Source organism: Pedobacter nototheniae (assembly GCF_004335085.1).
Lineage (GTDB): Bacteria > Bacteroidota > Bacteroidia > Sphingobacteriales > Sphingobacteriaceae > Pedobacter > Pedobacter nototheniae.
The window spans coordinates 262,697-275,247 of the sequence record NZ_RQRS01000003.1; the positions used below are offsets into that span (position 1 = coordinate 262,697).

The 12,551-nt window shown below is 35.0% G+C and carries 10 protein-coding genes; 7 read left to right on the plus strand and 3 right to left on the minus strand.

The window, feature by feature from the left end; genetic code table 11:
- The first annotated feature begins 110 nt into the window (after nucleotides 1–110).
- The gene (locus EHC72_RS04675) at nucleotides 111–833 is read left to right on the plus strand and encodes a LytR/AlgR family response regulator transcription factor (RefSeq protein WP_131536504.1); all 723 of its coding nucleotides are present in this window, start codon (nucleotides 111–113) and stop codon (nucleotides 831–833) included.
- 84 nt (nucleotides 834–917) lie between these two features.
- Here the strand turns inward: EHC72_RS04675 and EHC72_RS04680 are convergent, their stop codons facing one another.
- Nucleotides 918–1,259, minus strand: a complete 342-nt coding sequence (locus EHC72_RS04680; RefSeq protein ID WP_131536505.1) for a nuclear transport factor 2 family protein — start codon at nucleotides 1,257–1,259, stop codon at nucleotides 918–920.
- 200 nt (nucleotides 1,260–1,459) lie between these two features.
- On the opposite strand from EHC72_RS04680, the gene EHC72_RS04685 reads away from it, so the two are divergent.
- From EHC72_RS04685 to porN, 6 genes are all read left to right on the plus strand, one after another.
- On the plus strand, nucleotides 1,460–2,437 hold the full coding sequence (locus EHC72_RS04685) for a DUF4271 domain-containing protein (RefSeq protein WP_131536506.1): 978 nt from the start codon (nucleotides 1,460–1,462) through the stop codon (nucleotides 2,435–2,437).
- 14 nt (nucleotides 2,438–2,451) lie between these two features.
- A complete protein-coding gene (locus EHC72_RS04690; protein ID WP_131536507.1) occupies nucleotides 2,452–3,222 on the plus strand; it encodes a uroporphyrinogen-III synthase in 771 nt (256 codons plus the stop codon).
- A 213-nt stretch (nucleotides 3,223–3,435) separates the two neighbouring features.
- Complete coding sequence (porK, locus tag EHC72_RS04695; protein ID WP_131536508.1) at nucleotides 3,436–4,764, plus strand: T9SS ring complex lipoprotein PorK/GldK; 1,329 nt, start codon at nucleotides 3,436–3,438, stop codon at nucleotides 4,762–4,764.
- Between the two features lie 38 nt (nucleotides 4,765–4,802).
- Nucleotides 4,803–5,612, plus strand: coding sequence for a type IX secretion system motor protein PorL/GldL (gene porL, locus EHC72_RS04700; protein ID WP_131536509.1), 810 nt, complete (start codon nucleotides 4,803–4,805; stop codon nucleotides 5,610–5,612).
- 42 nt (nucleotides 5,613–5,654) lie between these two features.
- Nucleotides 5,655–7,187 carry a type IX secretion system motor protein PorM/GldM gene (gene porM, locus EHC72_RS04705; protein ID WP_131536510.1) on the plus strand — a complete coding sequence of 511 codons (1,533 nt, stop codon included), beginning with the start codon at nucleotides 5,655–5,657 and terminating at the stop codon, nucleotides 7,185–7,187.
- A 7-nt stretch (nucleotides 7,188–7,194) separates the two neighbouring features.
- Nucleotides 7,195–8,115, plus strand: a complete 921-nt coding sequence (gene porN, locus EHC72_RS04710) for a type IX secretion system ring subunit PorN/GldN (protein ID WP_233166952.1) — start codon at nucleotides 7,195–7,197, stop codon at nucleotides 8,113–8,115.
- 248 nt (nucleotides 8,116–8,363) lie between these two features.
- Here the strand turns inward: porN and uvrC are convergent, their stop codons facing one another.
- Both uvrC and EHC72_RS04720 read right to left on the minus strand, forming a co-directional pair.
- Nucleotides 8,364–10,169, minus strand: coding sequence for an excinuclease ABC subunit UvrC (gene uvrC / locus EHC72_RS04715; RefSeq protein WP_131536512.1), 1,806 nt, complete (start codon nucleotides 10,167–10,169; stop codon nucleotides 8,364–8,366).
- A 156-nt stretch (nucleotides 10,170–10,325) separates the two neighbouring features.
- A complete protein-coding gene (locus EHC72_RS04720; protein ID WP_131536513.1) occupies nucleotides 10,326–12,545 on the minus strand; it encodes a transglycosylase domain-containing protein in 2,220 nt (739 codons plus the stop codon).
- Between the last annotated feature and the right edge of the window lie 6 nt (nucleotides 12,546–12,551).

Genomic DNA, 12,551 nt, shown 5'->3' on the forward strand with positions numbered 1-12,551 from the left:
ACTACTTTAACGTCATGAACGGCAAATTTTAAATATGTTGTGTTTGTTTAATTAACTAATAATGTATAACTTAACATACGCATCCCGCTAACCAATTAATGTAATTAGGAATGCCATATGTTTGTGTTGCGATTGACGATGATTTTTTCGCTTTAGAAATTATAAAAGATTATATCGAATTAGAGGCAAATCTTTATCTGTTAAAAACTTTTAATAGCCCGAAATCAGCATTAGATTTTGTTTTAAAGAAACAAATGATAGACATTATCTTTATTGATATAGAAATGACGGAGATGAGTGGCCTTGATTTGGCTACATTAATTAGGCATAAGGCACAGAAGTTAGTTTTTATTACGGCTCACACAGAACATGCTATTAATTCTTACCAAATGAATGCCGATGCATTTCTGCTTAAGCCCTATTCTCAACAAAATTTTTCACAAATGCTGGGAAGATTATTTCCCAAACAAACAACTGAAATAGGTATAAAACAGGAAAATGAAAATTTTATTTTTGTTAGAAAAGTGGAAGAAAAAGATAAATTATTCAAGATTTTTCTTAGCGATATTATTGCCATTGAAGCTCAAGGCAGATATATCAAATTTCATTTGTATGAAACAAATATTTTAGTCCATACATCTTTATCAAAGATATTAGCTTCATTAATGTGGACGGGGTATTTTACGCGTATCCACAGATCATTTATTATATCCATAAATCAAATTAAGGCAGTTCAGCGATCATATGTATTCCTTAATAACGATTTGAAAATACCAATTGGTAGAGCTTATAAAGGGTTTTATTTCAAAATCTCAAAGGGGCATGAGGTCTAAAAATATTAAAGTGCACTAATGTAATTGGCGTGGAATGAAACTCATTTAGTTTTAGTGCCAGTAATAAACATTCAAACTACAGTCCTAAAGCAACGGCCTTGGGTCAAACAAAACCTTTATAGATTTAATTTTTTCATTTTCTAGTGAATACCAACCTGAAGCAAAAATGGTTTTCTCGCCCATATTAATATCGTAGAAAACTGAAACGTCATCATCGTTTAGGAAAAGCTTTTGAATGCTGTATTTGAATTTCATTTTTTTCATATCGTCGATGTAATTACCAGCGCCAGTGCGCTCGCCCATTACACCTTTAAAGGTCATATTTACATCTAACTGTTCCTTTGCAAGATCAAAATCTTCAGCATTTAAGGCATTTAAGAAATCCAATACAACAACTTTACTGTTATGTTCGTTTAAGGTTGACATAATTTTATGGTATTTTATATTTTAAAACATAGCATTTTTCATAATGTTTTGATGGTTAAAGGTTCATTGCAAAACTCTAATGTTAGCCATAAAACTGATTTTATTAACAAGGTATGATTAAACACAATTAAATGGGCTTATTTTTTGCGTAAACAATAAATATTCAAGTACTTTTGCTTCCTTAATTTTTAACTGTTTGAATGCCTAAATTTATATTCATCTTATTTGCTTTTTTATGGTGTGCAAATTTTGCTGATGGGCAACAAATTTCCACAGTTTCTGATAGTGCCATAGTTCAGAAATATCAATATAGGCGTTATCGATTAGATTCAGCTCAGCTTATTAGGCAAAAAATCGTTACCGATTCCATCATAAAACACACTTGGGTTTTGCCAGATAGTGCGATAAATAAAAATGCTTTGCTGGATAGCGTTCAAAAAGAATATTTATTTCCTACCCTTGATTTGTTGGCTTGGCAAAAGAAATATCAGCACTTAAAAAAGAAGGAAAATCCTTATCAATTGGGGCACGCAATACCGAAGGGAAATGTTTGGCTTTTAGGTTTCATCTTTATTATGCTACTGATTTTTGCGATTCTTAAAAATGCCTTTTCTAAACAATTATCAGCTATTGTACAATCATTTTTTAGTAACAGGGTTTTAAATAATATTAACAAGGAAGATAACCTTTTTAGTTCCTGGCCTTTTTTATTGCTTTTTATTCAGTTTGGCTTTATTTTAGGAATGTTTTTTTTCCTCGTGGCCCAATATTATGATATGTACCAAGTGAAGCAGGGATTTAAGTTTTTCTTCACCATCTCCATTCTCATAATTGTTTTTTATGCATTGAAACTGATTATCTTAAGATTCCTTGGTTACCTGTTTAATGTGCAAAAACCTGTTGGAGAATACATCTCAATATTATATTTAAGTTATTTTAATGCATCGTTATTATTTATTCCTTTAGTAGTTGCTTTTGCCCTTTCACCATTAAAATATGGCGTTGTATATATCGTACTGGCATACTTACTGTTAGGGGTCATATTTACCTTTCAGCTATTAAGAGCAGGTATAACGATTCTTTCTAATAATAAGTTTTCTAGAATGCATTTAATTTTGTACTTTTGCGCCCTCGAAATATGTCCTATTTTAATACTAATTAAAACGATAGGATTGTAGCAGGAAAAAGGAAAATGCAAGAAAAAAATGACGCTAGAATTCGTAAAGTAAAAAGTATCTTAGTTACTTTACCGAAGCCTGAAACAGAAAAATCTCCTTACTTTGATTTGGCTAAAAAACACAACCTTAAAGTTGATTTTAGATCCTTTATTCATGTAGAGGGTGTACCTGCAAGGGATTTTAGAAAAGATAAAATTAACCTTGCCGATTTTACAGCCGTAATTTTTACGAGCCGTAATGCCGCTGATCACTTCTTTCGCATTTGCGAAGAAATGAGGTATGATGTACCTGTAGATTTAAAGTATTTCTGCTTGTCAGAAACCATCGCTTTATATCTTCAGAAATATATCCAATACCGCAAGCGTAAAATCTTTTTTGGAAAACAAACCGCTGCTGATCTGGCAGAAGTGTTGAAAAAGCATGCAAATGAGAAATTTTTATATCCTTGCTCGGATGTAGCAACAGAGGATACCATGAATTTTCTTGAAAAAAGCGGCTACAATTTCACACCAGCAGTTTTATTCAGAACAGTTGTAAGTGATTTATCTGATCTTGCTGAAGTTTTTTATGATGTAATTGCATTCTTTAGCCCTTCAAGTATTCAGTCGCTATTTAAAAACTTTCCCGATTTTCAGCAAAATAATACCCGTATTGCAGCTTTTGGCGTTAATACCAGCAAAGCAGCTACCGATATGGGCTTAATTGTCGATATAGCTGCGCCAACTCCTGGAGTACCTTCAATGACAATGGCAATTGAAAATTACATTAAGGTATCTAACAAATAATACTTTTATTATAAGTCGTTGCAATAAATTCGTAATTTTATAGTTATTACATGGTTACGAATTTATTGTAACGAGAATGATAGGAAGAAAGATTTTAATTTGAATTATTTCCTCTTACTGGCGATTTTAAAATAAAATATTTGCTTTTGTTGATAATTTCAGTGATTTTTGATAAAAAAAAGATCCTAATTGTGTTTTACACACTATAAAAATATGAAGAAAATTTACCTTCTAGCTATTGTGGCTGTAAGTGGGTTACTGGCAAGTTGCGGTCATGGAGGCCAGGGCGAGTTAGTAGGTGCTTATAACCGGAAATTTAAAAACAACAGGATCCCTTTAGGAATGGTTTATGTTCCTCCAGGTCATACTCCTCTTGGTGGATCTGATGAGGATATTACATTTTCTCAAAATGGACCAAGTAGAATGACAACAATTAGTGCTTTCTACATGGATCAAACCGAAATTTCTAATGCCGAATACCGTCAGTTTACCAACTGGGTACGCGATTCTATCGCTGTAACTATGATGGGAATGCCTGCTCAGTTTACAGTTACGCCAAGAAACGGTGCAGCAGCGAGCTTGGGTGGCGAAAAATATATTGATTGGAGAAAGGTTGGGCCAAATGGCGCAAATATTTGGCGTAATAGAGGTAGAGGTGCAACAGCTGGTGCACAAGCCAGTCAGCTCGATGGTATGTATTATTCAGGTTTAGATGCTTTACCAGGAAGAAAAGAATTCGACGTTCGTAAATTCGAATATGCTTATGCTGAGCTAAATATGGATAAAGCTGCCCTTGGCCATAAAGATCCAAATAGCAAACGCCAGGATTATATTGATAGATATGTTATTGCGGTTTATCCAGATACAATGGTTTGGAAAACAGATTATTCATACTCGCAAAATGATCCAATGGTTCGTGGCTACTACAACCACCCTTCATATGATGATTATCCCGTAGTAGGCGTAAGTTGGGAGCAAGCAAAGGCATTTTCGCACTGGCGCACCAAACTTTATGACGGTGTGGCAACGGCTAGAAAATTGCCTGTTGGCTCAAGATTAGATTACAGATTACCTGCCGAAACTGAATTTGAATATGCTGCCAGAGGCGGTAATACCAAAACAAAATATCCTTGGGGAGGTCCTTACATCAGAAATACAAAAGGATGTTTACAAGCCAACTTTAAACCAGGTCGTGGTGATTATTCAAGCGACGGTGGTATTTACACAGTAGGTGTAAGATCTTATTTCCCTAACGATTATGGCTTGTATAACATGGCTGGAAACGTTTCTGAATGGACAATTACAGCTTACAACAAATCTGCAAGTCCTTTATTGCACGATTTGAATCCTAACTTTACCTATGTAGCTGGGAAAGATGATAGTAAATATTTGAAACGTAAAGTAGTAAAAGGTGGATCTTGGAAAGACACAGGATATTTCCTTCAAAATGCAGTTTCAACTTACGAATATCAGGATCAGCAGAGATCATATATCGGCTTTAGATGTGTTTCTTCATACCCGGGAACAGATCTGAGAAACTAAAAAACCAAAACTAAAAACTAGAAAAACATTAAAATTTTATGGCAGGAAAAAAACAACCAAGCTGGTTACACGTAGCGATTTCTTGGGGAGCAAGTATTGTAATTATTGGGGCATTATTTAAAATTTTGCACATAGGCGGGATATTGGGTAATTATATGATCGGTATTGGTCTTGGTGTAGAATCCATCTTATTTTTCTTAACGGGTTTCTTCCCTCCTGAGCCAGAACCAGCTTGGGAAAGGGTATATCCAGAGTTAAGAGAAGATTATAAAGGCGAGTTACCAACAGCTTCTGCTAGACCAGTTGCTGCTGTTGCTACTTCATCAAATACAGCTGCTTTAGATAAAATGCTTTCGGATGCTAAAATCGGTCCTGAATTAATTGAAAGCTTAGGTACAGGTTTACGTACTTTCGGTGATAAAGTTGCTGCAATTTCTAATGTTGCTGATGCATCTGCTGCTACAAATGAATTTACTGGTAAAGTTAAAACTGCTTCTGCCGGTTTTGATAACTTAAGCGCTTCTTTTGAAAAAGCCACAGCTAATTTAAAAGCTATGGGAGAAAGCAATGTAGATTCTCAGGCTTATCACGATCAGGTAAATAACTTAGCTAAAAACTTATCAGCTTTAAATGCAGTTTATGAATTAGAATTACAAGATTCAAGCGCACATTTAAAATCGATGAATAAGTTCTATCAAAATTTATCACTTACTATGCAAAACTTCAACGAATCAATGGAAGATTCGAAACAGTTTAAAGAAGAAGTGAACAAATTAGCTAAAAACTTGTCGTCACTTAATGCAATTTACGGTAACATGCTCTCGGCTATGAATAGCCCACGTGTATAATGGTTTAGTTTTTAATTAATTTAAAAAAAAGCTACATAACACATGGCAGGCGGAAAAGAAACAACAAGGCAGCGGATGATTAATATCATGTATTTGGTATTACTCGCTATGCTTGCCTTAAACGTATCAGACACTATATTAAATGCATTTAAAAACATTAACGACAGTTTAGAAACTTCTAAAACTAACGTTAATTTAAGCATCGATCAGCTTTTCGCTGCATTCGAAAACTCGAAGTTAAAAGAAGAACCAGGACGTGCACAGCCAATTTACGATAAAGCTAAACAGGCAAAGGCAGCTGCGGATGAATTAAATAACTATATCGAGAGTATTAAAAAACAATTCACGACTGCTGGTGATGGTATTGATCCTGAAACTGGTGACTTAGTAAGACGTGATAACATGGATATTGCCCAAAACATTATGATTAATGGTAAAGAGGGTGAAAAATTGAAACAAAAAGTAAATGCTACCCGCGAAAAATTAATTTCTTTATTAGATGAAGCGGATCGCAAAAATGTTTCTTTCTCTCTTGAGGCAAAAGATCCTGTAAAAAAAGGTAAAGGAAATTGGGAAGAAGTTTATTTTGGAGAAGGTACTCCATTAACTGCTGCAATGACCATTTTAACAAAACTGCAAACAGATACTAAAAATGCTGAGGCAGATGTTGTAAAAAGATTATTCGGAAATATGGATAAAGCTTTAGTTAACATAGATAAGTTTGCTGCAGTTGCTGTGGCTCCAACTTCTTATGTAATTCAAGGACAACCATATACTGCCGAAGTATTTTTAACAGCTAGTGATTCTAAATCAAATCCTGATATTTCTGTTGGTGGAGGTAAATTATCCGTAAAAGACGGAAAAGGAACTTACACAGGTGGTACTGGAAGCGTGGGTGTGTTTAAATGGGTTGGTACAATTCGTGTTAGACAAACCGATGGACAGATTAAAGAATACAAAACTCCAGAGCAAACTTATCAAGTAGCAAAACCATCTGCAACGGTTTCATCTACAAAAATGAATGTAATTTATGCAGGTATACCTAATCCATTTGCAGTATCAGCAGCGGGTTTCCCATTAGAAAGTGTTAAAGCATCTATATCTGCAGGTTCAATGTCTGGTGGAAACGGTAATTACACAGTTAACGTTGCTGGTGGCCAGGTTGGTCAGGAAGTATCAATCAATGTAACTGCAACAAATGCAGGTAAAACTGTAAATCTTGGTGTTCAGAAATTTAGAGTAAAAGCTATTCCTGCACCAGTTGCTAAAGTTGGAGGTCGTGCTGGTGGCGAAGTTGCTTCAGTACAATTAAAAAGCGAATCAGAAATTGAGGCAGATCTTGATGATTTCCCTTTTGATGTGCAGTTTAAAATTCAACGTTACAAATTAACTATTATAAAACCACGTTCAGATGCGGTTACAATAGCGGGTAGTGGCGGTAGTTTCACTGGAGCTGTAAAAGCTGCTTTAAACTCTATTACTCCAAATACCAGAGTATTTTTTGAAGATATTGTTTCTGTAGGACCAGACGGCCGTCAGAGAATTTTACCTTCACTTGCATTCACGGTAAAATAAGAAGATGATGAAAAGGATATTAAGCGTACTGGTTTTAGTTTTATGTGTTGGCTTTGCTTATGCACAAAAGAAACCCGTTAAAAGAACAACAACGGTAAAGAAAACAATTCCTGCACCGGTTGTTGTAACGGATACACTTGTTACGAAAGCACCAACCAAAATTGGTAAGAAAAAATTAAAGGTGCCACCAAAAGATGGCTTCTATGCACGCAAGGATATAGATAGTACTGAAATGGTTCCATTAGCAGATGTACGTGAGGAAGATGTTTTTTATGCTAAAAGAATTTGGCGTGAAATTGATTTACGTGATACCGTTAACTCCGTTTTAAAATCACCAAAATCAAGATTAATAGATGTTTTTATTTCTGCAATTAAATCAGAAGAATTAACAGCTTATTCGCCAATTGATAGTGTATTAAATGAGGATGATGCTTTTAATAATCCTTTATCAGCAGATTCTGCCGCAAGAGCAGCTTTAGGAACCGCTGAGGTATCAAACAATAAAACTGGTACTGTAACTACGGTAACCAACGATTTTAATCCTGAATTGTTCCTAAAATTTAGAATTAAAGAAGATTGGATTTTTGATGTTAAACGTTCTATTTTCGAACCACGTATTATTGGTATTGCTCCATTAAAGTTTAATGAGGTATCAAAACAATGGCAACCTGTATTCTGGATTTACTATACAGAAGCCAGAGCAATTTTAGCCAAGAAACGTTTAATCAATACAAATAATGATGCATCATCTTTAAGCTTTGATGATTTCTTTATTCGCCGCTTATTTAGCAGCTATATTGTTAAGGAATCAAATCCTGGAGATAATAAAATCAGAGATATTATAACTGATCCAAGAGATAGGTTGTATGAATCAGAAAGAATTAAGAAATCTGTTCTGGATTACGAACAATCTCTTTGGGAATATTAATAAAAAGGCTTCGATTTAATCGAAGCCTTTTTTGCTTTATTAAGCGTGTTTGATTATTCCTCAATATTCAGAATAGAGGTTTGAAAGAAATGCATACTATCAAATAAGATTGGAATATTGGGGTTACTAGGCTTAGTTAAATAAACCTGACCGTTAGCGGTATTCCGATTTTTTCTATCGGAATTTAGCAAAGGGCGGGATTACATTTGCCAAAAGCAGAAGCTTTCTTTTCCAAAATATAAGAAAAACTATTGTTGGGCTTTAAAATACTCAAGCAGCGTAACTACTTGTTTTTTATTTAAAACATCAGCTAGTTCTTTCTCTGTTGCTTCTTTAATTTTTTTAACCGATTTAAAGTGTGTTAGCAATTTGTCCGCTGTTGTTTTACCTATTCCAGCTATTTGCTCCAGTTCAGTTTTTAAAGTGCCCTGATCTCTTTTCTTGCGGTGGAAAGTAATTCCGAAACGGTGAGCCTCATCTCTTAACTGCTGAATAACTTTTAAGGTTTCAGATTTCTTATCTAAATAAAGTGGATAAGAATCGCCTGGATAAAAAAGTTCTTCTAATCTTTTAGCAATTCCAATTACCGTAAGGCGATTATATATACCTAATAACTTTAAACTCTTAACTGCGGAAGATAACTGCCCTTTACCGCCATCAATGATGATTAACTGAGGTAAAGGTTGGTTTTCATCCAACATTCTTCTGTAGCGGCGGAAAACGGCCTCTTCCATGGTTGCAAAATCGTTTGGACCTTCTACTGTTTTCACATTAAAGTGGCGATAATCTTTTTTAGAAGGTTTTGCATCTTTAAAAACTACAATGGCCGAAACCGGGTATTTACCTTGGAAGTTGGAGTTATCAAAACATTCGATGTGCTTTGGTAGTTGTGTTAAACTTAAATCTTTTTGCATTTGAGTTAAAATGCGATCGGTTCTTAAATCCGGATTTAGTTTTTCGTACTGGTTTAATTTTTCCTTTTTAAAGAAGAGTACATTCTTTTGAGAAAGCTCCAGCAACTTTTTCTTTTCTCCAAGTTTTGGGATGGTAAATCTTAAACTCTCATCTTCTAATGATAAATCAAAAGGAACGATAATCTCTCTGGAAGTGCTATTAAATTTGGTTCTAAATTCGAGCATAGCGGTAGTAAGCAATTCTTCGTCACTTTCATCCAGCTGTTTTTTAATCTCTATGGTTTGCGTTTGGATAATGGTTCCGTTCATTACCTTGAGGTAATTTACGAAAGCATAACGTTCATCAGAAGCAATGCTAACCACATCAACATTTGTAATGGCACTATTTACAACCGTCGATTTGCTTTGATATTTTTCTAAAACCTGTAATTTTCTTGAATATTGATGTGCAAGTTCAAAATTTAAATCTTCTGAAGCAGTCTTAATAATCTGCTTTACCTCACGAATTACATTTCCAATTTTACCGCTCAGAATTTCTTTGATCTCTGCTATGTTATTGTTGTAATCTTCTTCTCGCTGATAAGCCTGACATGGCCCTTTACAGTTGCCAATCTGGTATTCAAGACAAACTTTAAATTTACCTTCAGCAATATTTTTCTCGTTTAAAGGCAGGCTGCAAGTTCTTAGTGGATAGGTTTCCTTAATAAGATCTAAAATTGTATGCATCATCCCAATGGATCCATAAGGCCCAAAATAGGTTGAACCATCTTTAATTACTTTCCTCGTCCAGTAAATGCGTGGAAAAGACTCGTTTTTAACAATAATCCATGGATAGGTCTTATCGTCCTTTAAATTGATGTTAAATTTAGGCTGATGTTTTTTAATTAAGCTGTTTTCGAGCAACCAAGCATCAATTTCGGTATCAACAATAGTGAAAGTGATTTTCCGGATACGCGATACTAAAACTCTTGTTTTTCCATTAAACTGTTGTTTATCCTGATTGAAGTAAGAACCAACCCGATTGCGTAAATCTTTGGCCTTACCAATATACATGAGTTTGCCATCTGCATCCCAATATTGGTATACACCCGGTTTATGTGGAATTGCCGTTAAGGCTGTTTTATGGTCGAAACTGCTCATTTATTAAAATTAGGCTTCTAAGTTAAAGTTATGCTAAACACATAAATTTAGTTTCGGATATCCTGAGCACTAAATTAGATATAATGTATAAGTCCACAGCTAATTTAAAATTAGTTGTGGACCTTTGATGTTTTGTTAGTTATAAAATTTGTCGGACTAAAATCCTAGCTTTTCGTCAAGTTCGCTTTTTGGTCCCTCTTCCTGTTGCTGATATTCATTACAATCGAAAGTGATAGTTTTAGGTGTTTTTGGTGCTTCAAAATCAGCATGACTGATTTTTAAAGCAGGATTTGCATAAACACGTTTTATAAAACCAGCAAAAATAGGGAGTGCCGTATTAGCACCTTCACCTTCTCGGGTACTTATAAAGTGGAAAGCCCTGTCTTCACAACCTGTCCATATTCCAGTTACCAATTGCGGCGTAATGGCCATAAACCAACCATCAGAGTTATTTTGAGTTGTACCCGTTTTACCACCAATAGGGGCGTTGATTTTATATTTATAATTTAATCTGGAACCTGTACCATTCGTGATTACGCCTTTAAGCATACGGGTCATTACATAAGCTACTTCTTCGCTCATTACCGGTTTCGGGATTGCTTTTTTAGAGTAAAGTACCACGCCATTTTTATCTTCGATTCTTAAAAGATAGATAGGTTGAGTATAATAGCCTTTGTTTGCAAAAGCACCATAAGCTCCAACCATGTTGTAAACAGAAGCATCAAAAGAACCCAGTGCAATAGATGGGTAAGCCGGAACATTTGGTATACCCATTTTGGTAGCCAAAGCCGATACAGCCACAGGTCCAACTTGTTTCATTACGTACGCAGTAATGTAGTTTTGTGAGTAAGCCAGTGCTTTTTGTAAAGTTAGGGTTCCTTGGATAGTGCCTGATGATCTCGGGATATATGGTTTTCCATAACCTTCAATAGTAACGGGGACATTTGGAACTGTAAAACATGGCGAATAACCATTTTCAATGGCTACGGCATAAGTAAATGGTTTAGCTGTAGAACCTACTTGTCTGGTTCCCATTTTTACCTGATCGTATTTAAAGTGCTCGTAATTAATACCGCCAACCCAGGCCTTAACATGGCCATTTGTTGGGTCCATTGTCATCATTGCGTTGCGCAAAAGCATTTTGTAATAACGTACAGAATCAATAGGCTTCATTGTCGTATCAATGTTTCCTTTCCATGTAAAAATGGTTAAATCGGTAGGGGTATTAAAATCTTTACGAATTTCTTCCTCAGATTTACCTTCTAGCTTTAATGATTTATAACGATCTGATCTTTTTATTCCTTGTTCAATTTGGAGTGCTTTATCTTTAAAAGGGTCACGACCTTTCCAACTGTTTACAAATTGTTGTTGTAAAACTTTCATGTACTCTTTTTGAGCCTCTTCTGCATAAACCTGCATATCGTAGTTTATGGTGGTATAAATTTTTAAACCATCACGATCTAAATCATAAGGCGTTCCATCTGGTTTAGTAATAGATTGCTCTTGAAAAATAGCTTTAATATCGTTTTTCAACACTGAGCGGAAATATGGTGCAATGCCATCATTAACTGTTGCGGCATTAAAATGTAAATCAAGGGGTTTTTCTTTTTGCTTATTAAATTCTTCCTGAGTAATGAAATCAGACTTTACCATCATCGCCATTACGGTATTTCTACGATCTTTTGAACGCTCAGGGTGTCGGGTAGGCGAGTACATGGTAATTCCTTTTTGCATCCCAACCAAAGTAGCTGCTTCGGTTAAACTTAACTTATCTGGGCTGGTATTGAAGTAAACACGTGCCGCCGATTTAATACCATATGCCTGGTTACCAAAATCAACCGTATTTAGGTACATCGTAATAATTTCTTCTTTAGTGTAGTTCCTCTCCAGCTTTACCGCTACAATCCATTCTTTAAATTTGGTTAAAACCAATGTGAAAAAGTTAAGATTAGTTTCACGGGGGAAAAGATTTTTAGCCAATTGTTGTGTAATTGTACTTGCACCTTGCTTTTTACCAACAAGATTGTAAAAGATAATTGAGAAAGTACGTTTGAAATCTATTCCAGAATGTTCTTTAAACCGGGTATCTTCAGTCGCAATAAGACCGTTAATTACGTTTTGTGAAATTTCTTTATAAGAAACATTTGATCTGTTTTGAACGAAATATGTACCCAGCGTGTGCCCGTCATCAGCAATAATTTCTGATGCCTGATTACTTTTTGGATGTTCTATATCTCTAAAAGATGGTAATTCGCCAAATACACCAACGCTAAGCAAAGAGATGAAAATAGCAAATACGGCTATGCAGCCGATTAAAATTTTCCAAATGCGCAGACTGTATCTTTTTATATCTTCTTTTGAAAGGGATTTATTCATTTTAAA

Coding starts and splice junctions, on each gene's coding strand:
- EHC72_RS04675 (WP_131536504.1), top strand. CDS start 111: ATGCCATATGTTTGTGTTGCGATTGACGATGATTTTTTCGCTTTAGAA.
- EHC72_RS04680 (WP_131536505.1), bottom strand. CDS start 1,259: ATGTCAACCTTAAACGAACATAACAGTAAAGTTGTTGTATTGGATTTC.
- EHC72_RS04685 (WP_131536506.1), top strand. CDS start 1,460: ATGCCTAAATTTATATTCATCTTATTTGCTTTTTTATGGTGTGCAAAT.
- EHC72_RS04690 (WP_131536507.1), top strand. CDS start 2,452: ATGCAAGAAAAAAATGACGCTAGAATTCGTAAAGTAAAAAGTATCTTA.
- porK (WP_131536508.1), top strand. CDS start 3,436: ATGAAGAAAATTTACCTTCTAGCTATTGTGGCTGTAAGTGGGTTACTG.
- porL (WP_131536509.1), top strand. CDS start 4,803: ATGGCAGGAAAAAAACAACCAAGCTGGTTACACGTAGCGATTTCTTGG.
- porM (WP_131536510.1), top strand. CDS start 5,655: ATGGCAGGCGGAAAAGAAACAACAAGGCAGCGGATGATTAATATCATG.
- porN (WP_233166952.1), top strand. CDS start 7,195: ATGAAAAGGATATTAAGCGTACTGGTTTTAGTTTTATGTGTTGGCTTT.
- uvrC (WP_131536512.1), bottom strand. CDS start 10,169: ATGAGCAGTTTCGACCATAAAACAGCCTTAACGGCAATTCCACATAAA.
- EHC72_RS04720 (WP_131536513.1), bottom strand. CDS start 12,545: ATGAATAAATCCCTTTCAAAAGAAGATATAAAAAGATACAGTCTGCGC.